Source organism: Methylobacterium sp. GXF4 (genome assembly GCF_000272495.1).
Lineage (GTDB): Bacteria > Pseudomonadota > Alphaproteobacteria > Rhizobiales > Beijerinckiaceae > Methylobacterium > Methylobacterium brachiatum.
In genome coordinates this window covers 1-25,532 of sequence record NZ_AKFK01000066.1, presented here as the reverse complement: position 1 = coordinate 25,532, position 25,532 = coordinate 1, and the positions used below count along the sequence as shown (strand labels likewise).

22 protein-coding genes and 1 pseudogene are annotated in these 25,532 nt (G+C 70.3%); 10 read left to right on the top strand and 13 right to left on the bottom strand.

The features are described 5' to 3' along the window. Positions 1-11 precede the first annotated feature (11 nt). The 8 genes from WYO_RS17445 to WYO_RS17410 all read right to left on the bottom strand — a co-directional run bounded on the left by WYO_RS17445 (position 12) and on the right by WYO_RS17410 (position 5,720). The gene (locus WYO_RS17445; RefSeq protein ID WP_007564863.1) at positions 12-272 is read right to left on the bottom strand and encodes a hypothetical protein; all 261 of its coding nucleotides are present in this window, start codon (positions 270-272) and stop codon (positions 12-14) included. Between the two features lie 194 nt (positions 273-466). Next, positions 467-727 (bottom strand): hypothetical protein, encoded by a 261-nt coding sequence (locus WYO_RS17440; RefSeq protein WP_007564861.1) that lies wholly within the window; start codon positions 725-727, stop codon positions 467-469. Positions 728-945: 218 nt separating this feature from the next. Then, a complete protein-coding gene (phnE, locus tag WYO_RS17435) occupies positions 946-1,755 on the bottom strand; it encodes a phosphonate ABC transporter, permease protein PhnE (RefSeq protein ID WP_007564860.1) in 810 nt (269 codons plus the stop codon). Next, positions 1,752-2,558, bottom strand: a complete 807-nt coding sequence (gene phnE / locus WYO_RS17430) for a phosphonate ABC transporter, permease protein PhnE (protein WP_007564858.1) — start codon at positions 2,556-2,558, stop codon at positions 1,752-1,754. The genes phnE (WYO_RS17435) and phnE (WYO_RS17430) overlap by 4 nt, the downstream gene beginning before the upstream one ends. After that, positions 2,555-3,364: a phosphonate ABC transporter ATP-binding protein gene (phnC, locus tag WYO_RS17425; RefSeq protein ID WP_039903263.1), complete on the bottom strand. Its 810-nt coding sequence runs from the start codon at positions 3,362-3,364 to the stop codon at positions 2,555-2,557. Before phnC ends, phnE (WYO_RS17430) begins: the two co-directional genes overlap by 4 nt. Positions 3,365-3,372: 8 nt before the next feature. Continuing rightward, positions 3,373-4,395, bottom strand: a complete 1,023-nt coding sequence (phnD, locus tag WYO_RS17420; protein ID WP_007564854.1) for a phosphate/phosphite/phosphonate ABC transporter substrate-binding protein — start codon at positions 4,393-4,395, stop codon at positions 3,373-3,375. 341 nt (positions 4,396-4,736) lie between these two features. Continuing rightward, the gene (locus WYO_RS17415) at positions 4,737-5,099 is read right to left on the bottom strand and encodes a hypothetical protein (RefSeq protein ID WP_007564852.1); all 363 of its coding nucleotides are present in this window, start codon (positions 5,097-5,099) and stop codon (positions 4,737-4,739) included. A 132-nt stretch (positions 5,100-5,231) separates the two neighbouring features. Then, the gene (locus WYO_RS17410; protein ID WP_007564850.1) at positions 5,232-5,720 is read right to left on the bottom strand and encodes a phasin; all 489 of its coding nucleotides are present in this window, start codon (positions 5,718-5,720) and stop codon (positions 5,232-5,234) included. 243 nt (positions 5,721-5,963) lie between these two features. Between WYO_RS17410 and WYO_RS17405 the strand changes: the two genes are divergently transcribed. The 6 genes from WYO_RS17405 (at position 5,964) to WYO_RS31640 (ending at position 15,526) form a co-directional block, all read left to right on the top strand. Then, positions 5,964-8,549 (top strand): PAS domain-containing protein, encoded by a 2,586-nt coding sequence (locus WYO_RS17405; protein ID WP_007564849.1) that lies wholly within the window; start codon positions 5,964-5,966, stop codon positions 8,547-8,549. Positions 8,550-8,818: 269 nt separating this feature from the next. After that, positions 8,819-10,765, top strand: a complete 1,947-nt coding sequence (acs, locus tag WYO_RS17400; RefSeq protein ID WP_007564847.1) for an acetate--CoA ligase — start codon at positions 8,819-8,821, stop codon at positions 10,763-10,765. Between the two features lie 133 nt (positions 10,766-10,898). After that, positions 10,899-11,273 carry a DUF485 domain-containing protein gene (locus WYO_RS17395; protein WP_007564845.1) on the top strand — a complete coding sequence of 125 codons (375 nt, stop codon included), beginning with the start codon at positions 10,899-10,901 and terminating at the stop codon, positions 11,271-11,273. Next, entirely contained in the window at positions 11,270-12,952 is a 1,683-nt protein-coding gene (locus tag WYO_RS17390) for a cation acetate symporter (RefSeq protein WP_007564843.1), read from the top strand. Before WYO_RS17395 ends, WYO_RS17390 begins: the two co-directional genes overlap by 4 nt. 288 nt (positions 12,953-13,240) lie before the next feature. After that, positions 13,241-14,875, top strand: coding sequence for an MFS transporter (locus WYO_RS17385; RefSeq protein ID WP_052311430.1), 1,635 nt, complete (start codon positions 13,241-13,243; stop codon positions 14,873-14,875). A gap of 510 nt (positions 14,876-15,385) precedes the next feature. After that, entirely contained in the window at positions 15,386-15,526 is a 141-nt protein-coding gene (locus tag WYO_RS31640) for a hypothetical protein (RefSeq protein ID WP_007564839.1), read from the top strand. Here the strand turns inward: WYO_RS31640 and WYO_RS17380 are convergent. From WYO_RS17380 to WYO_RS17365, 5 genes are all read right to left on the bottom strand, one after another. After that, entirely contained in the window at positions 15,518-15,772 is a 255-nt protein-coding gene (locus tag WYO_RS17380) for a hypothetical protein (protein WP_007564837.1), read from the bottom strand. The two genes, WYO_RS31640 and WYO_RS17380, sit on opposite strands and share 9 nt — an antisense overlap. Before the next feature lie 198 nt (positions 15,773-15,970). Then, positions 15,971-16,120 carry a hypothetical protein gene (locus WYO_RS31635; RefSeq protein WP_165486564.1) on the bottom strand — a complete coding sequence of 50 codons (150 nt, stop codon included), beginning with the start codon at positions 16,118-16,120 and terminating at the stop codon, positions 15,971-15,973. Between the two features lie 247 nt (positions 16,121-16,367). Continuing rightward, a complete protein-coding gene (purH, locus tag WYO_RS17375; protein ID WP_007564836.1) occupies positions 16,368-17,966 on the bottom strand; it encodes a bifunctional phosphoribosylaminoimidazolecarboxamide formyltransferase/IMP cyclohydrolase in 1,599 nt (532 codons plus the stop codon). A gap of 68 nt (positions 17,967-18,034) precedes the next feature. Next, a complete protein-coding gene (locus WYO_RS17370; protein WP_007564834.1) occupies positions 18,035-19,771 on the bottom strand; it encodes a heparinase II/III family protein in 1,737 nt (578 codons plus the stop codon). A 225-nt stretch (positions 19,772-19,996) separates the two neighbouring features. Further along, positions 19,997-20,896: a metal ABC transporter substrate-binding protein gene (locus WYO_RS17365; protein ID WP_244424221.1), complete on the bottom strand. Its 900-nt coding sequence runs from the start codon at positions 20,894-20,896 to the stop codon at positions 19,997-19,999. A gap of 188 nt (positions 20,897-21,084) precedes the next feature. Here WYO_RS17365 and WYO_RS17360 point away from each other — a divergent pair, with 188 nt between their 5' ends. From WYO_RS17360 to WYO_RS17345, 4 genes and pseudogenes are all read left to right on the top strand, one after another. Further along, the gene (locus WYO_RS17360; protein WP_007564827.1) at positions 21,085-21,606 is read left to right on the top strand and encodes a Spy/CpxP family protein refolding chaperone; all 522 of its coding nucleotides are present in this window, start codon (positions 21,085-21,087) and stop codon (positions 21,604-21,606) included. 109 nt (positions 21,607-21,715) lie between these two features. Next, positions 21,716-23,476 carry an ABC transporter ATP-binding protein gene (locus tag WYO_RS17355; protein WP_007564825.1) on the top strand — a complete coding sequence of 587 codons (1,761 nt, stop codon included), beginning with the start codon at positions 21,716-21,718 and terminating at the stop codon, positions 23,474-23,476. A gap of 117 nt (positions 23,477-23,593) precedes the next feature. Next, on the top strand, positions 23,594-24,682 hold the full coding sequence (locus tag WYO_RS17350; RefSeq protein WP_085985805.1) for a branched-chain amino acid aminotransferase: 1,089 nt from the start codon (positions 23,594-23,596) through the stop codon (positions 24,680-24,682). Between the two features lie 129 nt (positions 24,683-24,811). Then, a pseudogene (locus tag WYO_RS17345) lies at positions 24,812-25,532 on the top strand (hypothetical protein); the annotation flags it as partial.

Here is a 25,532-nt window from a genome sequence, read left to right as displayed (position 1 = left end):
CTGCGGCCGGTTCAGCAGGCGTCGCAGATGCTGCCGAGGACGGGATCGAGATCCTTCTGCCGCTTCGTCCGCTCGTGCGGATCGTGCAGCGGCGCCGCGGCGCGTCCCGGCGGGACCGTCTGGCCCACCGAGGACCGATAGGGCGCGTTCACCGTCGTCTCGGGACCGCCGCCCGTGCCCGTATAGGGGCCGGCCTGCGCCGCATTCAGGCACGCCGGCGACGCGATCAGGCCGAGGATCAGTCCGGCTCGCTTCAGGGTCGTGCATGTCATGGCGTGGCGTCTCCTCATGGCATGGGGTGTGATGTCCGGTTATCGCGCGGCGCGGTGCCCCCGCTCCTCCAGGCCTCGACGTGCCCCCTCCCCCGCTCGGGAGGGGGGCCGGCGCTCCACACGGCCGAGGACATGGGCCTGCAACCGGTCGAGACGCCGGCGCCGCTTGGGCAGCCGAGCGTTCGAGGGGGCGATCAGCAGCGATAGCCGCCGGCCGTCTGGCCGTACTGCTTCACGGGGCGGGTCTGCTGGTTGGCGTTGCCCTCGGCCGCCGAGCTCATCGGGCAGCCCTCGTAATTCGGGTTGTCGTGGACGCCGAGTCCGAGGGAATGGGTCGCCTCGACATCGTAGGGCGCGAAGCCGGTCCAGCGGGCACCGTTGGCGGCCATGGCAGACGAGACCGGGGCAACGCCAAGGACAAGCGCGGTGACGACAGCGGCGATACGGGTCTTCATGGTAATACTCACGCTCTTACAAGTACGGTCCGATCGTTCGGACCCGTTTCCTCTTGCTTGAGACGAAGATGGGAAGTCTTGTCCCGCCGTGACGTGCCGACACGCACGCACCGGAGCGGATTAAAAGCCGGGTGCGGTCGCAGGCAGCCGCCACCCCGCGCCCCGTCTTCGGGCGCAGGCTGCGTGTCGCAGGATCGATGGAAAGGGAGGGCGCGGTCCTACAGGACCTTCGCGCGCACCGTGGTGACGACGATCTCGGCCAGGATGACCACCCCGAAGATCGCGGCCAGCACCACCGCCACCTGGTCCCAGTAGAGCAGGTTCAGGGCGGTATCGAGCGCGACGCCGATGCCGCCGGCCCCGACGAGACCCAGCACGGCGGATTCGCGGATGTTGATGTCCCAGCGGAACAGCGCGATCGACCAGAAGGCCGGCTTTACCTGAGGCCAGTAGCCGAGCAGCAGCGTCGCGCGCCGGCCGGCGCCGGCGGCCTGCAGCGCCTCGATGGAGCCGCGGTTCGATTCCTCGAGCGCCTCGGCCAGGAGCTTGCCGGTGAAGCCGACCGAACGGAGCGCGATCGCCAGGGCGCCGGCGAGCGGCCCCGGGCCGAACACCGCCACGAACAGCAGCGCCCAGACCAGGGAATTCACCGACCGGGAGGTCACGAATACGAACTTGGCGAACAGGTTCAGGGGCAGGCTGGGGGTGATGTTGCGGGCGGCGAGAAGCCCGATCGGCACCGCGATCGCGATGGCGATCAGCGTGCCGAGCGTGGCGATGTGCAGGGTCTCGACCAGGGCGCGCAGGGTCGGCCCGATATAGCCGGCATCCATCGGCCACATCCGGCCGAACAGGTCGGCCATCTGGTCGGGGGCGTCGTAGAGGAATTCCGGGATCACCTCGATCGTGCGCAGGCTCGCCACGAAGGCGGCCACGGCGAACAGCGTGAAGGCGAGGCGCGCCAGCCGCTTCCAGGGCGAGAAGCGCTGCCAGCGGCGCGGCGTGGCGAGGACGGCTCCGGCGCTCACTGGAACACCTTCCGGGCCCAGCCCGAGACGATCTCGGCCACCATGATCAGCGCGACGATGACGATCAGGATCGCCAGCACCACGTCGTAGTCGAAGCGCTGGTAGGCGGTGAACAGGGTCGCCCCGATGCCGCCGCCGCCCACGATCCCGACCATGGTCGAGTTCCGCAGGTTGGAATCGAGCTGGTAGGTGGCAAACCCGATGAAGCGCGGCAGTACCTGCGGCTGCACGCCCATGATCAGCGTCGACAGGAAGCCGGCGCCGGTCGCCCGCACCGCCTCGACCTGTTTCAGCGAGATCTCCTCGATCGCCTCGGCGAACAGCTTGGCGATGAAGCCCACCGAGGCGACGATCAGCGCCATCACGCCGGCCAGCGCCCCGAAGCCGATCGCCTTCACGAACAGGATCGCCACGATGATCGGGTGGAACGACCGGCACAGGGCGATCAGCGCCCGGGTTGGCCAGGTCACCCAGGCCGGCATCAGGTTGCGGGCGGCCAGGAAGCCGACCGGCAGGGCGATCACGATCCCGATCACCGTGGCGATCACGGCGATCTGCACGCTCTCGACGATGCCGGACTGGATCAGCTCCCACCGGGAGAAGTTCGGCGGGAACATCCGGGCCAGGAACTGGCGGCCGTGGCTGAGCCCGGTGGCGAAGCGCTCGGGCGCGAAGCCGAGCTGGCTCGCGGCGTAGACCGCGTAGAGCGCGAGCAACAGCCAGCCGGCCCGGGCGGTCCAGTTGGGGCGGAAGGCGATGCGGGCGGCCGCGCTCCGGTCGGCCGGCTGGGGGACGGCGCTCATTCGAGCCAGTTCTCGCCGCCGTAGATGCCGCGCAGGTCGCGCTCGCTCAGGCGATCCGGCGGGCCGTCATAGACCACGTGCCCGCCCGACATGCCGACGATCCGCGTGGCGAAGCGCTGGGCCAGCGCCACGTTGTGAATGTTGACCACCACTGGCACCCCGCGCTCGGCCGCGAGCCGCGACAGGATCTCCATGATCTCCACCGAGCTCTTGGGGTCGAGGGACGAGGTCGGCTCGTCGGCCAGCACGATCTCGGGCTCCTGCATGATCGCCCGGGCGATGCCGACCCGCTGGCGCTGGCCGCCCGACAGGGCGTCGGCCCGGCGCGTGGCGAAGCCCGACAGGCCGACCGCGTCGAGCAGGTCGAAGGCGCGCTGGATGTCGGCCTCGGGGAACCGGCGCAGCCAGGCCCGCCAGACCGGCACGTAGCCGAGGCGCCCGCAGAGCAGGTTCTCCATCACGGAAAGCCGCTCGACCAGGTTGTATTCCTGGAACACCATCCCGATCCGCCGCCGCGCCCGGCGCAGAGGCCGGCCGGAGAGCTTGGCGAGGTCCTCGCCGCGGAACAGGATCTCGCCGGCGGTGGGCTGGACCAGCCGGTTGATGCACCGGATCAGCGTGCTCTTGCCGGTGCCGGACGGCCCGATGATCGCGGTGAGGCCCGTGCCCGGCACCACGAGGTCGATGCCCCGCAGGACCGGCTGGCCGGCGCGGTATTCCTTGACGAGGCCGCGGATCACCAGAGCGCGCGGATCCTCCGCCGACGCCTCGGTACCGGGCGCGCGCAGCGCGGCGGACGCGGTCACGGCGCGCGTCACGGCTTGGCTTGGCCTTCGGCCTTCTTGCGCGCGGCCTCGGCCTCCCGGGCGGCCTCACGCTCGTAGGCAGCCTTGTTGTAGGGCGTGCCCGAATCCTCCGCGACCTTGCGCACGATCGCCCAGTCCTTGAGGTAGGTGATCGGCGCGAACCGGTCGTCGCCCTCAAAATCCTTCACCATGTCGGGCGGGAAGCGGAAGTCGTAGAAGCACTGCTTCAGCTTCTCGGCGAGTTCCGGCTTGAGATCGTGCGCGTAGGCGAAGCCCGAGCTCGGGAACTTCTCGCTCGTGTAGATGATCCGGTAGTCGTCGCCCTTGATCGTGCCGCGGGCGACCATGCGGTTGAACACGTCGGAGGCCACCGGGGCGGCGTCGTAATCGCCGGTGCCGACGCCGAGCGCCGACTTGTCGTGGCCGCCCGAGTAGACGACCTTGTAATCCTCGCCAGGCTTCAAGCCCTGCTCGGGGAACAGCGCCTTCGGGGCGAGGTTTCCGGAATTCGACGAGGGCGCGGTGTGGGCGACGCGCTTGCCCTTGAGGTCGGCCAGGGTCTTGTACGGGCTGCTCGCCTTCACGACGACGATCAGGTTGTAGCCCTCGGGCCCCTTCTCGGTGCCCTTGGCGGCGAACGGCACCGCACCGGCCATGTTCACGGCAAAGCCCAGCGGCCCGGTGGAGAAGCCCGCCACCGTGAGCCGCCCCGAACGCATCGCTTCGATCTCGGCGGAGTTCGACTGGACCGGATAGTAGACGACGCGCTTGCCGGTGCATTGCGCCAGATGCGCGGTGAACGGCTTGAACGCGTTCTCGTAGACGGCGGGATCTTCGACCGGCGTGTAGGCGAACACGATGACGCTCGGGTCGCGGGTCTTGGCCGGGATGTCGGCGACGAGGTCCTGGTTCGCGTCGCAATAGGCGTCGTCGAGCTGGCCGCGATTGGCGCATTCGGCGGCCTGCGCAGGCGACAGGAGGCCGAATCCGCAGAGCAGCGCCAAGGCCGCGCCGTACCGAGCGAGTGTCACGCGTCTCTCTCCCTGCGGAGCGGTGCCGTGCGGCCCGCGCCGTCCTGTCGTCACCCGATTGCGGCGACGCTTCCCTTGCCCAACTTGTAGGTGGCGGGCTTCGGATTACGCAAGGTGGGATATGCGTGGGGACTATAAGGAAGCCGGCTTATGATTCTGCCGGCGACGAAGTTCTGGGGCGGCCGGAGGGCTGCTTACCCGATCCCGCGATGATGTTGGTACGTCGGGGTATTCAGGCCGCGACGCGCCGCTCCCGTGAGGGAGAGGGGCGCGTTTTAGGATGATGTGCGGCGCCACAGGCACCAAGCGACACACCCGCCGCCGCCGAAATCCCGCGCCCGTCAGGGCACCACGCGGCCGACGGCCGTCTGGGGCGGGCTGAACGAGGCGATCGGGAGATCGCAGAAGCAGCGCACGCCGAGCGGGCGCGGGCCCGGCAGCGGGCAGGCGAACGGCTTCGGCCCGGTCAGGCCCTGCTGCACGGCATCGCAATTGTAGCCGACGGGCTGGCGCTCGCGGCGGCGCGGCACCGGGCGATAGCCGCCCTCGTCCGGGTCGTCGTAGCCCGGGGGCGGACCGCCGTAGCCGCCGCCATACTGCGCAAACGCCGCCGAGCCCGGAAGGGCGACGGCCAGCGCCACGGCAGCGAGGGTCAGCCGGAACGGGGCCTTCAGCCCGGATCGGCCGTTGAGGTGGAGGCGCATTCCTGTTCCTTTCGCGCGACGCAGGTTCATCACCCGGCGCGGGCGGCTTCGACGGCAATACCGGCGAAAACGAGACGGCCCGCCCCCGGAAACCGGAAGCGGGCCGCTGGTGCGGTCGGCTGTGCCGAGGCGTCAGTGCGTCGAGCGCTCGGCCGCGTCCTGGGCGTTCTGGGCCGTCTGCTTGGCGGCGTCCTGGCCCTGCTCCATGGCCTTGCGGGCCTCCTCGGCGCTCTGCTGCATGGCCGTCTTCGCGCGCTCGGCGCCCTGCTGCATCGCGCTCTGGGCGATGCCGCTGAACTCCTTCGCCTGGGCCTGGATGGCGGCGAACTGGCTGCGCACGAACTCGGCCTGGTGCTGCATGGCCTCCTGCATGTCGCGCGAGCGGACGAGCTTCTGCGCGAGGTCGAACGCGGCGTTCACGTTCTGCTCCGCATACTCGAATCCGCGGGAGGAGACGTCCTGCGCGTTGGTGCGGGCGACCTCGGCCGAACCCTGGACGGTGTCGGCGGTGCGGCGGGCGGCGCCGATGAAGCTGTCGAACGCCTTCCGGGCCTGCTCGACGCTCTTCTCGGCGAAGTCACGCATCTCGGTCGGAACTTCGTAGTTCGGGGGGGTGCTCATCGTCGTCTCCTCTCATATTCGGCTGTTGATGGCGCCTTGTGCACTGCACAATATCTGATTCGCCGCCATATGCCACCCGCGCCGCCTTCATTAAGGTTGACATGACGTAAACGTGTGACGGTGGGCGCAAGAGTCCAGCGTCGCAACGCAGGTGGCTTTACAATAGGGGTACGGTTGCGCGTGTTTCTCGGGCAAAGCGGGCCGGAGGACGAGGGATCGGGCGTGGGTTCGAGGTCGCGGGCTGTGCAGACGACACTGACATCGACCGCCGGAGCAGATGAGGCCGGGCTGGCCGCCGCGTTCGCGGCCTGGGCACGTCTGCCCAGCCTCGCGGCCGCGCTGGCCGACCCGGAGGCGGTCTGTCTCGTGATCGATCCCGCGGACGGGCGGATCCTGCTCGCCTCCCCGGCGGGGCAGGCCCTGGGCGCGGCGCTGGCGAGCGCCGACAGGACGATCCTGGCCCGGCAGGTCGCCGGTTCGATTCCCCGGGACGGTGCCCCACGTCTTGCCCGGCTCGCCCTCGACGGTCGCCGGATTACCCCGCCGACGCTCTGCCAGGTGGTCGGCGGGACGCGCGACGACGGCCGACCGGTCGTGCTGGTGATCCCGACGGCGCCGGTGCGCTTGCCGCGCCCTCGGCAACTCGCCCCGGCGGCGGCGCCCGAGGTGGAAGCGCAGGCCCGCAATCCCGTACCGGTGGCGGAGCCTGCCGCGACAGCCGCCCTGAACACCGGCGACCGCTTCCTGTGGCGCAGCGATGCCGCCGGCGCGCTGACGACCCTCACCGGATCCGAAGGGCTCGCCACCCTCGTCGGCCAGCGCTGGCAGGAGTTGGCCGAGACCGGCCGAATCACCGGCGCCGACGGGATGTTCGCGGCCCTGCGCGACCGCAGCACCTTCCGGGGCGAGCCGGCCTGCCTGGATCTCGGCGACGGCCCGTTCCAGGTGGAATTGTCCGGCGCCCCCCTGGGGCGCGGGGATGCGGCCTTCTCCGGATTCGGTGGGTTCGGGCTGGTCCGCAGCGTGCCGGCCGCACGGGCAACGGCCGCGCGCGAGCCGGTCCCGACCGGGCCCGAGCCGATGCCCGACCCGGTCGCCTCGGCGCCGCCCGAGCCGCGGCCGGCCCCCTCGACCGAGGTGCCTGCCCCCGTCTCGGCAGAGCCAGCCGCCGTCATCCTCGAGCCGGAACCGGTCGGACCGTCCCTGCCGGCCGAGACACCTGTCACGGCAGCCCCCGCGCCTGCCGCCGCGGCGCCGCCCGCAGCCATCGTCGAGCAGCCGTCGCTGTCGACCGACGAGCACGCCGCCTTCCGGGAGATCGCCCGGGCGCTCGGCGCCCGCTACGCCGGCGACGAGGCCTCCGCCGAGACACCGGTGCTGCGCGAGGGCGGCGCGGTCATGCCGTTCCCCGGCCCGAATCCCGGCGCCGCGGAGACCCGCGACGCCCCGGCCGCCCGGGACGCCGAACTCCTCGCCGGGCTGCCCCTGCCGACACTCGTGCATCGCGACGGCGCGATCCTGGCGGCGAATCGGGCGCTCCTCGACCTGGCCGGCTTCGCCGATGTCGCGGCCCTGACCAAGGCCGGGCTCGACCGGTTGTTCCGGGGCGTCCCGCAGCCGGACGCCCCCGATCCGGCCGCGCGTCGCACCGCGATCGAGACCGCTGACGGCAGCGCCCGCGCGGTCGAAATCCTGGGCGGCGCCTGCACCTGGGCGGGCCAGCCCGCGGTCTGCCTCGTCCTGCGCCCCCTCGACGAAGCGGATCCGGCCGGCGCGCTCGATGCCGAGCGCCTGGCCCGCGAAGCGCAGGCCGAACGGACGGCCGCGGCCGAAGCGGCCCTCGATGCCCTGGAGGCCGGGGTCCTGACCCTCGACGCCGCCGGGCGGATCGTGGCGCTGAACCGGGCGGCCGCCGAGCTGTTCGGCTGCGATCCCCGGGAGATCGTCGGCGCCAGCCTCGTCGCCCTGTTCGACCGGCAGAGCGTGCTCGCGGTGGCCGATGCCCTGCGCGGCGCGGCCAAGGCCCCCTGCCCGGTCTCGGTGGGCGGCCGGGCGCTGACGATCGGCGTCTCGCCGGCCCGGGAGGACGGGCGGCGTGTCGCCGTGCTCAGCGCTGCGCAGGCCGAAATCGCGCCGACCGCCGAGCCGCCGCATCCGGCCGCCTCGGGGGTCGGCCTCGACGCGGCCCTGGCACGCCTGGACCGGGCCTTCCGCGGGCCGCTCACCGGGATGATCGAGCTCGCCGACGCGATGCTGCGGGAGCCGTTCGGCCCCCTGGGCGACGCGCGCTATCGCGGGTGCCTCACCCAGATCAAGACGTCGGGCGGGCTGATGCTGGAGCGCGTCAGCGAACTCCTCGACCTCGCCACCGTGGAGGCCGGCGCCCTGCGGCTCGACCCGCGCCCGATCGCGCTCAACGACGTGGTGGCGAGTTGCGTCGCCCGGCTTCAGGCCGAGGCCGCCCGCGGCCGGATCGTGGTACGCACCAGCTTCTCCACCGATCTCGCCGACCTCGAGGCCGACGAGCGCTCGGTGAGCCGCGCCGCGAGCCTGGTCATCGAGCACGCGATCCGGCGCTCGGCGGCCGGCGGCCAGGTCATCGTCTCGACCGGCTCGACCGAGAGCGAGGGCGTCGCGCTGCGGGTGCGGGATACCGGCGCCGGGACGGCGCAGCCGGCGGCCGAGCCGTCGGACGAGGTCGAGGACGGCCTTGCCCTGCCCCGCGCCCTGGTGGAGGCCAATGGCGGGCGGCTCCAGCTGTCGGCGCGCCCGGAGGACGGCACCCTGGTGGAGATCATCATGCCGACGCGCCGGGCCGCGAACGGCTGAGGGCCCGGCCGGGATCGTACGGGCGGGCAGGACTGCGAAACACCAGCCCGCGGCTGACGTTCAGGCCGCCAAGCTCGGCTTGACAGAGCACCGGGCGGGCTTCAATCAAGCCTTACATTGCGCCCAATTGAATTCCGGATCTTCGGATCCGGCTCAGGCGGGCCGGCGACGATATCGTCCCCGCAAGATGTAGGCTACTTTACTTTGGAAGTCCTGGCTGCGCGGCCCACGCCGCGATACGATCGGGCACCAAACAGGGATGGAATGCCATGGAAGGCAAGGTCGTCGAAGTGCAGGCTGCGTGGCGTGAGGGTGCTCACGTCGACGACGCCCAGTATCGCGCACTGTACGAGGCGTCGGTCTCGGATCCCGACGCTTTCTGGGGTGAGCACGGCAAGCGCATCGACTGGATGACGCCGTTCACCAAGGTCAAGAACACGAGCTTCGAGCCCGGCCGGGTCTCGATCAAGTGGTTCGAGGACGGCAAGACCAACGTCGCCTACAATTGCATCGACCGGCACCTCGAGACCCGCGGCGACCAGACCGCGATCATCTGGGAAGGCGACAACCCGGACGAGTCCAAGCACATCACCTACCGGGAGCTGCACGCGCAGGTCTGCCGGATGGCCAACGTCCTGCGCAACCGCGGCGTCAGCAAGGGCGACCGCGTCACCCTCTACATGCCGATGATTCCCGAGGCCGCCTACGCGATGCTGGCCTGCGCGCGGCTCGGCGCGATCCACGCCATCGTGTTCGGCGGCTTCTCGCCGGATTCGCTGGCCTCGCGCATCCAGGGCTGCACCTCCAAGGTGGTGATCACCGCCGACGAGGGCCTGCGCGGCGGCCGCAAGGTGCCGCTGAAGGCCAATGTCGACGCGGCGATCAAGCGGATCGGCACCGACCTGGTCGAGCACGTGATCGTCGTGCGCCGCACCGGCGGCAGCGTCGAGATGGAGCCGGGCCGCGACGTCTATTACGACGAGGCCGCCGAGCAGGTGACCGACCATTGCCCGGCCGAGCCGGTGGAGGCGGAGCACCCGCTGTTCATCCTCTACACCTCGGGCTCGACCGGCCAGCCGAAGGGCGTTGTGCACACGACCGGCGGCTACCTGGTCTACGCCGCGATGACCCACCAATACGTCTTCGATTATCGCGAGGGCGACGTGTACTGGTGCACGGCCGATGTCGGCTGGGTCACGGGCCACAGCTACATCGTGTACGGGCCGCTCGCCAACGGCGCGATCACGCTGATGTTCGAGGGCATCCCGACCTACCCGTCGACCTCGCGGTTCTGGGAGGTGGTCGACAAGCACAAGGTCAACATCTTCTACACCGCGCCGACCGCGATCCGCTCGCTGATGGGCGGCGGCGAGGGGCCGGTGAAGAAGACCTCGCGGGCCTCGCTGCGGGTGCTCGGCTCGGTGGGCGAGCCGATCAACCCGGAAGCCTGGGAGTGGTACTACAACGTCGTCGGCGACAAGCGCTGCCCGATCGTCGACACCTGGTGGCAGACCGAGACCGGCGGCATCCTGATCTCCCCGCTCCCGGGCGCCACGGCCCTGAAGCCCGGCTCGGCGACGCGGCCGTTCTTCGGCGTGAAGCCCGAGATGGTGGACGCCGAGGGCAAGGTCCTGCAGGGCCCGTGCGAGGGCAACCTCTGCATCGCCGATTCCTGGCCCGGCCAGATGCGCACGGTCTACGGTGACCACGAGCGGTTCGAGCAGACCTACTTCTCGACCTATCCGGGCAAGTACTTCACCGGCGACGGCGCCCGCCGGGACGCGGACGGCTATTACTGGATCACCGGCCGGGTCGACGACGTGATCAACGTCTCGGGCCACCGGATGGGCACCGCGGAGGTCGAATCCTCCCTCGTCGCGCACCCGAAGGTGGCCGAGGCCGCGGTCGTCGGCTACCCGCACGCGGTCAAGGGCCAGGGCATCTACGCCTACGTCACCCTCAACGACGGCGAGGAAGGCGACGACGCCCTGCGCAAGGAGCTGGTGGTCTGGGTCCGCAAGGATATCGGCCCGATCGCCTCGCCGGACCTGATCCAGTTCGCCCCCGGCCTGCCGAAGACGCGCTCCGGCAAGATCATGCGCCGGATCCTGCGCAAGATCGCCGAGGACGATTTCGGCGCGCTCGGCGATACCTCGACGCTCGCCGAGCCGGCGGTCGTCGAGGACCTGATCGAGAACCGGCAGAACCGGCCCTGATCGCGGCGTGCCGCGCCGGCACGTGACGCGGACGAGACGGGTGCCGGTCCGGCGCCCGTCTCCAACAAGAACCACGAATCTTGGTCTCAAGAGGAACCGGAAGGCCGAAGCGCCTTCGCGGGAGGACAACGTCATGAGCGGCTCGACACTCGGCCTTCGCGGGGGCACGGCGCCTCCACCATCCCGCAACGCCGCTGCGGCGGTCGATCCGCAGATCGACCGGATCGTCCGGACCCCGGAATTCAAGCAGCTCGTCGCCGAGCGCACCCGGTTCGGCTGGATCCTGACGATCCTGATGCTGGTCGTCTATTTCGGCTTCATCGGCCTGATCGCCTTCGACAAGTCGCTCATGGCCGTGAAGGTCGGCGGCGGCACCGCCTCGCTCGGGTTGTTCATGGGCGTGTTCGTGATTCTGTTCGCCTTCGCCCTCACCGGCATCTACGTGGCCCGGGCCAACACGCGCTTCGACGCGCTGAGCGATGCCCTGAAGCGGAGCGTGGGCCGATGAACCGGATTCTTCTCGGCCTGACGCTGGCCACGATCACGGCCTGCGCGGCCTATGCGGCCGGCCCCGATCTCGGCGCCGTGAGCCAGGCGGCCACGAACTGGCCGGCCATCGGCATGTTCCTGTTCTTCGTCGTCCTGACGCTGGGCATCACCTACAAGGCTGCCAAGGGCACCAAGTCGGCCGCCGACTTCTACGCCGCCGGCGGCGGTATCTCGGCCGGGACCAACGCCCTGGCGATCGCCGGCGACTACATGTCGGCCGCCTCGTTCCTCGGCATCTCGGGCCTGGTCTACACCTCGGGCTTCGACGGGCTGATCTACTCCACCGGCTTCCTGGTCGGCTGGCCGATCGTGCTGTTCCTGATCGCCGAGCGCCTGCGCAACCTCGGCAAGTTCACCTTCGCCGACGTGGCGAGCTTCCGCCTCGACCAGACCGCGATCCGCATCATCTCGGCGGTGGGCACCCTGGTGGTGGTGGCGTTCTACCTGATCGCCCAGATGGTCGGCGCCGGTAAGCTGATCCAGCTCCTGTTCGGCCTGCCCTACCTCTACGCGGTGATCATCGTCGGCGTGCTGATGATCGTCTACGTCGCCTTCGGCGGCATGAAGGCGACCACCTGGGTCCAGGTGATCAAGGCCTGCCTGCTGCTCGGCGGCGCGTCCTTCATGGCCGGCGCCGTGCTGCTCAAATACGGCTTCAACCCCGAGGCGCTGTTCGCGAGCTCGGTTCAGGTCCACCCGAAGGGCGACGCCATCATGGCGCCCGGCGGCCTGGTCTCGAACCCGATCGAGGCGATCTCGCTCGGCGTCGGCCTGATGTTCGGCACCGCCGGCCTGCCGCATATCCTGATGCGGTTCTTCACGGTCTCGGACGCCCAGGCCGCGCGCAAGTCGGTGTTCTACGCCACCGGCCTGATCGGCTACTTCTACATCCTGACGTTCATCATCGGCTTCGGCGGCATCGCCCTGCTGATGTCGGATCCGAGCTACTTCAAGCTCGGCGCGGCCGGCACCTTCGACAAGCTGAAGGACATGATCGGCGGCACCAACATGGTCGCCGTCAACCTCGCCAACGCGGTCGGCGGCCCGTACTTCCTGGGCTTCATCTCGGCGGTGGCCTTCGCGACCATCCTGGCGGTGGTGGCGGGCCTGACCCTCGCCGGCGCCTCCGCGGTCAGCCACGACCTCTACGCCCAGGTGATCGCCCGCGGGCGCACCACCGAGAAGCACGAGGTCAACCTGTCGAAGATCTCGGCCGTGGTGATCGGGATCGTGGCGATCTATCTCGGCTACGTCTTCGAGAACCAGAACGTCGCCTTCATGGTCGGTCTGGCCTTCGCGGTGGCGGCGAGCTGCAACTTCCCGGTGCTCGCCATGTCGATCCTGTGGCGCGGCACGACCACCTGGGGGGCGCTCGCGGGCGGCCTCGTCGGGCTGATCTCGGCGGTCGGGATGGTGGTGCTGTCCAAGGCCGTCTGGGTGGTGACGTTCGGCAACGCCGCGCCGATCTTCCCCTACGACAACCCGGCTCTGTTCTCGATGCCGCTGGCCTTCGTGACGATCTGGGCCGTGTCGAGCCTCGACAAGTCCCGCAAGGCCCAGCGCGAGCGCGCCGCCTTCGAGGCGCAGTTCGTGCGCTCCGAGACCGGCATCGGTGCGGTGGGCGCGCACGCCCACTGAGACTGAGGCGCACTGGCGAGAACCGGGGGGCGCGGCGCGAGCCGCGCCCTTCGTCGTTCGGGCCAGCCGCCGTCGTCGGCAAGCCGCCATGTTGATGACGGTTCCCACCGTCACATTGCGGATTGACCGAGAGGTTCCTTACCGTCACGCATACGTGATCTGCGCCCCGTGCAGGGCGCGCAGTCCGCCATCTGCGGCCGACGCCATCGGCCGCGCGCGTCGTCTGGGAGGTACCGGGTCATGGCTGGGGCAACTGCGATCCCGCGGGCGGGGGATGCCACGAGACCGATGAGTTCGGCGGAGAAGCGGGTGATCTTCGCCTCTTCGCTGGGCACCGTCTTCGAATGGTACGATTTCTATCTCTACGGCTCCCTGGCGGCGATCATCGGCGCCCAGTTCTTCTCGGCCTATCCGCCGGCGACGCGGGACATCTTCGCGCTGCTGGCCTTCGCGGCGGGCTTCATCGTCCGGCCGTTCGGCGCCCTGGTCTTCGGCCGCGTCGGCGACCTGGTCGGGCGGAAATACACCTTCCTGGTCACGATCCTGATCATGGGCCTGTCGACCTTCATCGTCGGCATCCTGCCCAACGCCGCCACGATCGGCATCGCGGCGCCGATCATCCTGATCGTCCTGCGGCTGGCCCAGGGCCTGGCGCTCGGCGGCGAGTATGGCGGCGCGGCGACCTACGTGGCCGAGCACGCCCCCAACGGCCGGCGCGGCTTCTACACGAGCTGGATCCAGACCACCGCGACGCTCGGCCTGTTCCTGTCGCTGCTGGTCATCCTGGCGACCCGGACCTTCACCGGCGAGGCGGCGTTCGCCGAATGGGGCTGGCGGATCCCGTTCCTGGTCTCCGTCCTGCTCCTCGGCATCTCCGTCTGGATCCGCCTTCAGCTCTCGGAATCGCCGGCCTTCCAGAAGATGAAGGATGAGGGGAAGACCTCGAAGGCGCCGCTCACCGAAGCGTTCGGACAGTGGAAGAACGCCAAGTTCGCGGTGATCGCCCTGTTCGGCCTCGTCGCCGGCCAGGGCGTGGTCTGGTACACGGGCCAGTTCTACGCGCTGTTCTTCCTGCAATCGATCCTGAAGGTCGACGGCTACACGGCCAACCTGCTGATCGCGTGGTCGCTGCTCCTCGGCACCGGCTTCTTCGTGGTGTTCGGCTGGCTGTCGGACAAGATCGGCCGCAAGGTCATCATCCTGGCGGGCTGCGCCATCGCAGCGGCGACCTTCTTCCCGATCTTCAAGGGCATCACCGCCACCGCCAACCCGAAGCTCGAAGCCGCGATCGAGCGGGTGAAGGTCACGGTCACGGCCGATCCGGCCGCCTGCGGGACCCTGTTCAACCCGGTCGGCACACGGGTATTCACGGCGCCCTGCGACCTCGCCCGCGACTTCCTGTCGAAATCCTCGGTGAAGTACGACACCGCGCCCGGTGCGCCCGGCCAGCCGACCACGATCCGGGTCAACGACACCGAGATCGCCTATCCGCAGGGCGGCACCCCCGAGGCCAACAAGGCCGTGACCGCCGCGCTCCAGGCGGCGGGCTACCCGAAGGCCGGCGATGCCGACATCGTCAAGATGGCGAACCCGTTCGACATCTTCCGGCCGCAGGTCGCCCAGGTGATCGGTCTGCTGTTCATCCTCGTGGTGTTCGTCACGATGGTCTACGGCCCGATCGCCGCCATGCTGGTGGAGCTGTTCCCGACCCGGATCCGCTACACCTCGATGTCCCTGCCCTACCATATCGGCAACGGCTGGTTCGGCGGCCTGCTGCCGGCCACCGCCTTCGCCATGGTGGCCCAGACCGGGGACATCTATTACGGGCTCTGGTACCCGATCGTGATCGCGGTCGCCACGGTGATCATCGGGCTGCTGTTCGTGCCCGAGACCAAGGATCGCGATATCTTCGCCGATACCTGAGCGCCGCCACGCCGGTCGCCTGACGACACCCGGGCCGCCCGCGCGGTCCGGGTGTTCTGCGTTTGGGGACTCAAAGCCGGCTCCCGGATCGCACCGCGCCGCCGGGTCGCGTCCGGTCGCGCAAGCAGCAGCGTCACACGGCCCGAACAGGCCGAATCGGTATCGCGCCTCCTGTCAGCGGCGCCGATCGCCCAGGCTATTGTCGCAGGTGCGCTTGATCACGCATGGACCCGGCCGGGCGCGGTACTGGCTATCCTGCGACCTCCGGACGCCCTGCGTGGCCGCAAAGCAATATACCGCGAAAGATTGACATTCCCGCGTGACACGGCAGCGAAGAGACTATCATCGCCACCCGTCTAGTGGTACGGGCGGCACGCGCAAGTGCGAGATACAGACATACAAGTTGTATTGCGACAACCACTTGTTGCCCATCAAAAATCAGTTTTGACGGAACCAAGAGCCGCATTCGGCCGTCTTCGACACGCTTTATGGCAAGACAGGATATCTAACGTGAACGACGTTCTGACACAGTTCCGTCGAAAGAGCGGCAGCAAGCCGCCGTTGTCCCTGGTCCTTGCCGCCAATGTCACGACGATCGTGCTGTGGGCCCTGATCTGTAACCTGGCGGAACGTCCGATCTGGCTATGGTAGCGGCGACGGCCCGTTCCGCTTGTCTGCGTAAAGACCGCTGCAATAGGCGCCGAGCAGGTAGCCGGCTTGGTGGGCGGTGAGATAGCCGAGCACGATCAGCACGTGGAGAAGGTCGAGCCCCGGTCCGAAGGCGAACAGGATCAGTGCCCCGACCATGATCAGGATCGAGGTCGCGATCATGACCAGCATGGTATAGGACCAGCCGATCAGCACGCCGACCACAAATAGCACTGCAGCGAGTAACATCGCGTCACCTGGCCCAAGGTTGTTCAGCGCACGCCGCTAAAACAACATCCCCGAAATGGGGCTCCGAAGCCCTATGTCACGGGCGCCGCACACGCGATCCACGAACAGATCGCGCAATCCGTCGCAAAAGTTCCGCCGGACCGCGGATTTCCCATGCCGCGCAGGCGCTGAAATATCAAGCCCTGGCACACATCCTGCTCAATTCGCATAAAATGCAGCGTTTTCGGCGGCCCGATATTTGGTTTTGCAAAATCGATGCTGCAAGACTGCCCGATCGGTGGGCAACGTGTCGCCGATAGATCCATAGTCGAACTGCCGGCCGCGCGATTCGGGGCTGCCGAATGCCATCAGGGCGCATCCGTTTCTGGGCACAGCGTTAACACGACGCCCGCCCCGCAAACGCGGCGCGCAAGGGCTCCGACGCTTGACGCGCCGGCAGTCCGAGGCCCGCGCAACCGCGCGCCCGACCGGTGGGGCAAACAACGCAGCCGCCCGCCCCGGGGGTGAACCGGACGGTTTGCCGACGAGGCCATCGCCCCCTTCGTCTCGGGACCGCGTCCGGTCCCGGTGCGGGGCGCCGCGGGACCGTCTCGCCTCAGTGCCGGAAGTGGCGGTGCCCGGTGAAGACCATCGCCAGCCCGGCCTCGTCGGCGGCCGCGATCACCTCGGCGTCGCGCATCGAGCCGCCCGGCTGGATCACCGCCGTCGCGCCGGCCTCGGCGGCGGCCAGCAGGCCGTCCGCGAAGGGGAAGAAGGCGTCCGAGGCGACCACGGAGCCGACCGCCAGGCTCTCGGCGACGCCCAGGCGCTTGGCGCCCTCCGCGGCCTTCCAGGCGGCGATGCGCGAGGAATCGACCCGGGACATCTGCCCGGCCCCGATCCCCACCGTGGCGCCTGCCTTGGCGTACACGATGGCATTGGACTTCACGTGCTTGGCGACCCGGTAGGCGAACCGGAGATCGGCCGATTCGGCGTCGGTCGGGGCGCGCTTGGTGACGACCTTGAGCGGCATGTCGTCGACCACGACCGCGTCCCGGCCCTGGACCAGCAGGCCGCCGGACAGGGTGCGGACGGTCTCGCCCGGCGCCCGCGGGTCGGGCAGGCTGCCGGCGAGCAGGAGGCGCAGGTTCTTCTTGGCCGCCACCAGGGCGATGGCCTCGGGCGTCGCGTCCGGGGCGATGATCACCTCGGTGAAGATCTCGACGATCTTGCGGGCGGCCTCCGCGTCCAGCGTCCGGTTCAGCGCGACGATGCCGCCGAAGGCCGAGGTCGGGTCGCAGGCGAGCGCCCGCTCGTAGGCCTCGATCAGGCTGGCGCCCTCGGCGACGCCGCAGGGATTGGCGTGCTTGATGATCGCCACCGCGGCGGACCGGGCCGGGTCGAACTCCGCGACGCATTCATAGGCGGCGTCGGTGTCGTTGAAGTTGTTGTAGGACAACTCCTTGCCCTGGAGCTGGCGGGCGGTCGCGACCCCGGCCCGGACCAGGCCCGGCGCCCGGTAGAAGGCGGCCGACTGGTGCGGGTTCTCGCCGTAGCGCAGGCTCTGGGCGAGCGTGCCCCCGAAGGCGCGGAACCGGCCGGGCGCCTCCGTCCCGAACTGCACCGCCATCCAGTTGGCGATGGCGGCATCGTAGGCGGCGGTGCGGGCGAAGGCCTTCTGGGCCAGCTGGCGGCGCAGGTCGCCGCCCACGGCGCCGTCGTTCTGCTCCAGGGCCGCGAGGATTGCGGGGTAATCGGAGACGTCGGTGACGACGGCGACGTCGGCGTGGTTCTTGGCGGCCGCACGAATCATCGCCGGGCCGCCGACATCGATATTCTCGATGCAATCGGCCTCCGGCTTGTCGGCCGCGATGGTCGCCTCGAACGGGTACAGGTTCACCACCAGGAGGTCGATCGCCCCGATGCCGTGGGCGGCGAGCGCGGCCTGGTGCTCGGGGTTGTCGCGGATGGCGAGCAGGCCGCCATGCACCGCCGGGTGCAGGGTCTTCACCCGCCCGTCCATCATCTCGGGAAAGCCGGTCAGGTCGGCGACCTCGGTGACCGGCAGGCCGGCTTCCTGAAGGGCGCGATGGGTGCCGCCGGTGGAGACCAGCGCGATGCCGCGGGCGTCGAGCGCCCGGGCGAATTCGACGAGGCCGGTCTTGTCCGAGACCGAGAGGAGCGCGCGGGAGACCCGCACCTGATCGTGCGCCATAGCAGCTTGCCGAACCTTGAGATTTCGGCGCGCGGTAGCATGGAACCGGGGCGCGGGGCCAGCCGGGATCAGGGGGCGGTCGCGCCCCGCATCGGCGCCGAGGCCAGCCGCTCGAAGCTCCAGCGCACCTCGACGTCGTCGGACACGCGCAGGTGCAGCACGATCTGGTCGGTGCGGCGCGGCCCGGTGAGGCCGGAGAAATACACGCTCTCCTCGATGGCGATCTCGGCGCCCGAAGCCCGGAACACCCAGATCTCGCCGAGGGCCGAGGCCAGTTCGAGCCCCTCGGGCACCCCGCGCACCGCGATGCCGGGATGCAGGTGGAAGCGGATCGCCACGTCGTGGCCGCGCAGCCGGCCCTTGCCCTGGCGCAGGAAGGCGTCGCGGCCCTCGAGCCGGGCCTCGGCGGGGAAGAGCTGCCAGCGCCGCTCGTGCACGATGCCGAATTCCGGCGCGTAGCCGTCATGCCTTGCGGCCAGCACGGTGCTGTCGGCCTCCTCGACCCGCTCGGCCGCCACCGCGGCAGGGCCGCGCAGGACCACGGCGCCGCGCCGGCGGATCAGCCACTCGGCCACCACGCGCTCGCCCCACCAGCCCGTGGCGGTGAGGAACCGGCAGGACGAGGAATCGGCGACGCTGGCGGTCGAATGGGCCGGCGTGGACCGGGCGAGCAGGCGCAGGTCCGGCCCGGAGGCCGGCAGGCCGCAATTGACCACGATGCGCTGCGGCCCGCTCGACATCTCGAAGGCGAGGCAGCCCGCCCCGGCATTGAGCGAGTAGGGCAGCGGCGGGCTCTTGCCGACATCGGCGACCACGATGACCCGGCCGCCCTCCAGGCGCTCGTAGCCGGAATTGGGCGCGTGCATCATCGGCCGGGCGAGCGCGCCGTCATAGACCAGGAGCGTGGCGAGATGGTCCGCGTCGGTGGCGCCCATGCCGTTGAAATGGCTGAGCGACGCGTCCGGGTGGCGCAGCAGCCGCAGCAGCGGCAGCATCCGGTCCACCGCCCGCAGCAGGGCGGCCGGCGGCTCGACGCTGCGGCTGAGATAGCTCTGGCGCAGGGGCAGCAGGTCGAGCAGCAACTCCATGGCGAAGCGCGGGTCGCGGGAGCGGTGGCCGCCATCCGTGAGGATCTGGCGGTCGAGCTCGCGCGACAGGATCCGGGTCGCCCGGCGCAGGATCGGCTGGATGCCGTCGCAGCACAGGCCGGCATAGCAGAGCGCCACGGCGGCGTTCAGGCGCCATTGCGGCGGCACGCCCCGCCGGAGGTCGCGCTCCAGCTGCTGGGCGTTGCGGGCGATCGCCTTCAGGAAGTTCTGGTAGAAGGTGTGGTCGGCCCCCTCGAGCACGAGGGGCGACTGGCACAGGAACGAGATCAGCCGCCGGGCCGCCACCGGGGTGTGGCGGGCCAGGGCTGGGTCGCCCCGGCCGGCGATGAAATCCGCCACGAAGGCCCGGGCATTGGCGCGGGCGAGCGCGGTGTCGGCCGCCCGCAGGTGGCGGAGCCAGCCGAAGCCGTAGAGCTCATCGGCCCATTCCGGCGAGGGCGCCGCGTAGTCGAAGGGCGAGCCGCCGCTCGCCGCGAGCGACCGGCCGGCGAAGACGAACATGCCGGCATAGATGTCGTCGGCGAAGGTGGCGTCGGAGGTGCGCAGGTCCTGCGGGGCGATCACCAGCCCGGTGACGCGCATCCGCGCCAGGATGTCGGGCGAGGCGGTGAGGCTGGCGCCGACAGCACGAAGGGTCCGCGCGGTCTCGCGCGCCACGAGCCGATAGAAGCGCCAGCGGTCAGGCCCCCAAGCCACGCGATCTCCGAGCCAAGCGATCTCACCAGGCCCCAAGGGCCCGAGCCCTCGGATACGAGGATCGGCTGGCACCCGTTTCGTTTCAGGGTAGAGGCGGCCTCTTAACCGGCGGTTTACGCTATGTCATTCCCGCGGCGGGAAAGAATGCGGGATCATGCAAGCTCCGGTTGTGTCATTCCGGCAGCGCGTCCGTAGGTTCGGCTCCGGAAACCGGGGGTCGGGCGCTCAGCCCGGGGTCAGGGCCGCGTCGAACGCCCGCAGGTTCGAGCGCATCATGTCCAGATAGGTCGCCGCCGGCCCGTCCGGCCCGGACAGGGCGTCGGAATAGACCCTGCCGCCGATCCGCGCGCCGCCCTCGCGGGCGATCTGCTCCATCTGGCGCGGGTCACTGATGTTCTCGAGGAAAACCGCCGGAACCTTCTCCCGGCGGATCTGCCGGATGATCGCCGCGATATCCCGCGGGCTCGCCTCGCTCTCGGTGGACACGCCCTGGGGCGCGATGAAGCGCAGCCCGTAGGCGTCGGCGAAGTAGCCGAACGCGTCGTGGGTGGTGATGATCCGGCGGTTCTCCGGGGGAATCTTCTCCACCGCCCGGCGCACCGCCTGGTCGAGCTCGTCGAGCTGCCCCGTGTAGGCCTCGGCCGCGGCCCGGTAGGCCTCCGCATGGGCCGGATCCACCTTCGCCAAGCCGTCGCGGATGTTGGCGACGTAGATCCGCACGTTGGCGACGCTCTGCCAGGCATGCGGATCGACCGCGTGGTGGTCGTGGTCGTGACCGCCGTCGGCATGGGCGTGCTCGTGCACGGCGGCGATGGTCTTCACCCCCGTGGAGGCGACGACGACCGGCGCGCGGGTGCCCGAGGCCCGGATCAGCCGGTCGAGCCAGCCTTCGAGCCCCAGCCCGTTGACGAACACGATGTCGGCCGTCGCAAGCTTCTTGGCGTCGGCCGGGGACGGGCTGAAGCCGTGCGCGTCGGAATCGGGGCCGACCAGGTTCGTCACCGCCACGTGCGGGCCGCCGACGACACGCACGAGATCGCCGAGGATCGAGAAGCTCGCCACCGCGCGGATTTTCTCGGCGTCCGGGGCCGCCCGGCTCGGAAGAGAGAAGCCGAGCCCCAGGATGAGCCCCACCAGCCACGCCAACCGAACCGTCCCGCGCACGTCCTGTCCTCCCAATCCACCCGGGGTCACGGAGCCTGTAATGAAACAATGTTACATACACAAGCGGGATACACGGCCGGCGCCTGATGCGCGTTGTGGGTCGCTGCCGGGTCATCGCCGCGGCGACCGAGCGTGAGATGGAGCATGCCATGTCCGGACGTTTGAGAGCCGCCCTTCTCGTCACCGGTGCCCTCGGCCTGGCCCTCGTCGGAGCGGCCGCGGCGCATGACCGTGGCTCCGACGGTTTTCGGGGCCACGGGCGTTGGAGCGCGCTGACCCCGGAGGATCGGGCCGCCTTCGCGGATGCCCGCATCGCCGGGCTCCATGCCGGCCTGAAGCTCAATGCCGATCAGGAGAAGCTGTGGCCGCCGGTCGAGGCCGCGCTGCGCGACATGGTCAAGCTGCGCCAGCAGCGCCGCGCGGCGATGCGCGACCGCCCGAAGATGTCCGACGACGCGCCGGCCGCCCTGCGGGCGATGGCCGATGCCGCCTCCGCCCGGGGCGAGGCCCTGCGCAAGCTCGCCGACGCCGCCCAGCCGCTCTACGCGAGCCTCGACGAGGGCCAGAAGCGGCGCGCCATGATCCTGGCCCGCCCGATGGGCGGCCATCGCCACGGCGGCTGGCATCGCCATCGCGACGACGAGCGCGGCCCCGGCGGCGACGACCGCTGAACGCGGCCGACGGCAAAAAACTTGATCCGCGGCGGCGGCGGCTGCAAACCGCTGCCGCCGCGGATCTTGCCTCAGGGAGCCCGGTGACAGGACCGAACCGGTAAGCTCCATGGCGCGCCTCCCCGGCGACACCTTCCCCCTCCTCGTCCGCCTGTGGCGCACCTGGCTCTATCCCCACCGCGCGACGCTCGCCGTGGTGCTGGTGCTGATCGCCCTGGTGGGCGGCTCGACCGGGCTGTACCCGGCGCTGATCAAGGCCGCCTTCGACGCCTTCGACCGCAAGGATGCAGCGGCCATCGCCTACGGGCCGCTGGTGGTGATCGTTGTGACGGCTTTGCGCGGCTTCTCACTGTTCGGCCAGACGGTGCTGACCAACCGGGTCGTCACCCGGGTCGAGGCCGACATGCAGGCGGCGCTCTACGGCCACCTGATCGAATCCGACTTGGCGCAGCTCGGCCGCGAGAGCCCGGCGGCGCTGACCCAGCGCTTCACCACCGATTTCGCCTTCATCAAGGAGGCGCTGACCCGCATCTCCACGGTGCTGCTGCGCGACATCGCCATGCTGATCGGGCTGGTCGCGGCCTTGATCTGGATGGATCCGGTCTTGACCCTGGTCGCCGGCCTGACGGTGCCGTTCGTGGCCGGGCCGATCGGGCGGATCGGCAAGAAGCTCCGGCGGGTCTCGACCACCACCCAGGAGCAGATGGGCGCCACCGCCAGCCTGATCTCCGAGAGCCTGCAGGGCGCCCGGGTCGCCAAGACCTACGCCATGGAGGGCTACCTCAAGGGCCGGGCGGTGCAGGCGCTCGACGAGGTGCGTCGCCTCAAGATGAAGGCCGCCAACGCCCGCGGGCGTCTCGACCCCCTGCTGGAGGTGGGCGGCGGCATCGCGGTGGCGGGCGTGCTGGTGCTGGTCGGGCAGCGGGTGCTGGCCGGCGAGCGGACGGTGGGCGATTTCACCGGCTACGTGGCGGCCCTGCTGCTCGCCGCGCAGCCCGCCCGGGCCTTGGGCAACCTCAACGCCATCCTGCAGGAGGCGGCGGCGGCGTTGCGGCGCTATTTCGACGTGATGGACGAGGCGCCCCAGATCCGCGAGGCGCCCGATGCGGCGCCGCTCGTCGTCACCGCCGGGGAGATCCGGTTCGAGGGCGTGCAGTTCCGCTACCGGCCGGACGCGCCGGCCCTGGAGGGGATCGACCTCACGGTTCCGGCCGGCGCCGCCACCGCGCTGGTCGGGCGCTCGGGCTCCGGAAAATCCTCGCTGCTCAACCTCGTGCCGCGGCTCTACGACGTCACCGCCGGCCGGGTGACCATCGACGGGCAGGACGTGCGCGCTGTCACCCTGGCCTCGCTGCGCGCCGCCGTCGCGGTGGTCTCGCAGGAGGTGGTGCTGTTCGACGACACCATCGCGGCCAATATCGGCTTCGGGCGACCCGGGGCGAGCCGGGGCGAGATCGAGGCGGCCGCCCGCGCCGCAGCCGCCCACGACTTCGTGACCGCCCTGCCGGAGGGCTACGCGTTCCGCGTCGGCCCGGCCGGAAACCGCCTTTCCGGCGGCGAGCGCCAACGTGTCGCCCTGGCCCGGGCCTTCCTGAAGGACGCGCCGATCCTGCTCCTCGACGAGGCGACCTCGGCGCTCGATTCGGAATCCGAGCGCCTGGTCCAGGAGGCGCTGACCCGTCTGATGCGCGGCCGTACCACCCTGGTGATCGCCCACCGCCTCTCGACGGTGCGGGAGGCCGACCGGATCGCCGTGATGGAAGCCGGCCGCGTCATCGAGACCGGCCGTCACGACGACCTGATCGCGGCCGGCGGCGCCTATGCCCGCCTGCACCGGATGCAATTGTCGGAGCCGGCGCCGGCTGCCTGAGCCGACCTGCTATCGAGCCGTCGGCACGGCAAATCTGGCGCATGAGTCATGCGCGCGCTCCGTAGATTCGTCCGCCGGAGCGCGGCATAAGGGCTTGAGTCTATGAGGACCCCACCCGTGAGCGACCTGACGTTCGAGACCCACGCCCATCCCGCCCGCCGGACCAGCGCCGAGCGGGCTGCCCTGATGGAGAATCCGGGCTTCGGCAAGGTGTTCACCGACCACATGGTCGTAGCCCGGTACTCGGCCGGTCGCGGCTGGCACGATGCGCGGATCCAGGCGCGCGAGGCGATCCCGCTCGATCCGGCCGCCGCGGTGCTGCACTACGCGCAGGAGATCTTCGAGGGGCTGAAGGCCTACCGCACCGCCGATGGCGGGGCCGCCCTGTTCCGCGCCGACGCCAATGCCCGCCGCTTCCGCCAATCGGCCGAGCGCATGGCGATGGCGCCGTTCCCGGAGGATGCGTTCGTCGAGGCGATGCACAAGCTGGTGCAGATCGACCGCGACTGGATCCCCGACACGCCCGACGGCAGCCTGTACCTGCGGCCGTTCATGATCGCCAACGAGGCGTTCCTGGGGGTGAAGCCGGCCTCGGAATACCTGTTCGTCACCATCGCCTCGGCGGTGGGCTCCTACTTCAAGGACCCGACCGGAACGGTCACGGTCTGGATCTCGGAGCATTTCACCCGCGCCGCGCCGGGCGGCACCGGGGCGGCCAAGTGCGGCGGCAACTACGCCGCGAGCCTCGCCGCGCAGGCCGAGGCCGCGCGCCAGGGCTGCGAGCAGGTGGTGTTCCTCGACGCGGCCGAGCGCCGCTACATCGAGGAGCTCGGCGGCATGAACGTGTTCTTCGTGTTCGCCGACGGCACGCTCCAGACGCCGCCGCTCTCCGACAGCATCCTGCCCGGCATCACTCGCGACTCAGTGATCACCCTGGCCCGCGAGGCGGGGCTCACCGTCAAGGAGGAGCCCTACACGGTCGACGCCTGGCGGGCCGACGTCCGCGCCGGCCGGCTCACCGAGGCCTTCGCCTGCGGCACCGCCGCGGTGATCACGCCGATCGGCACCGTGAAGGGCCGCGAGGACAACTTCACCATCAGCGACGCGGTCGCCGGCCCGGTGGCCCGCCGGCTGCGCGGCATGCTGGTCGATATCCAGCGCGGCACGACCCAGGACTCGCACGGCTGGTTCCAGAAGGTCTTTTAGGGCATCGTCCGGACAGACACTGTCCGGCACCCGAAAACAGACGATGCCCCATCAAAACCTGAGGGCATCGTCCTGGATCCGATCTTCAGGACGATGCCCGAGGCTCGTGCGCCCCGCCCGGGCGCATCCGTGAGCGGACCGGCCGCCGTTCCCCCGGTCGAGCCGGCCGCCGGGCCGTGGAATCCCGGCGTCCAGTCCGACCTGCCGGCCGCCTTCGCCCCGCTGATCACCGTCTATCGCCCCGAGCACGTCGAGACGCCGCTGCGCGACGCCCTCGAGATGAGCGACCTGTGCGGCCTGCCGGCCCGCCAGCTCACCCGGATCCGGCCCTGGCGCTTGGTCGTCCACGAGGTGCTGATCCGGCTCATGTCCGACCTGTCGGTGCCGGTGGGCGCGGTCTACGCGGATCTCGGCGTCAATTTCCGGTCGATCGTCGCCGCCATCCTGCGTGAGGGCATCGAGCCCCGGCTCGGTGAGGTCGAGGCGGCCCTGGCGGCGCTCCGCGCTGAGGCCGACGCCGTGCTCCAGCGCGAGATCGCCGCGATCCTCGACGACCCGCCGCCCCCGGCAGCCCCGGAGCCTGGCTGGCTCGACCGGCTGCTCGGGCGTCGCCCGCCACCGCCGAGCCCGCCGCCCCGGCAGGATCCCGCGACCCGGGCGCTGAACCACCTCGAGGCCTGGCAAGGCCGGGCGCTGCAGGCCGGCGACGGGCTGGAGATCGCCGCCTGCGAGGCCCTGCGCGGGGTCGTCTCCGGGATCCTCGCCCGGCAGAACACCCTGATCCGCGATCCCGCCCTGTTGCGCGGCATCGCAGGGACCCTGGTCTCGAACGGCTACGGCAGCCGCCGCA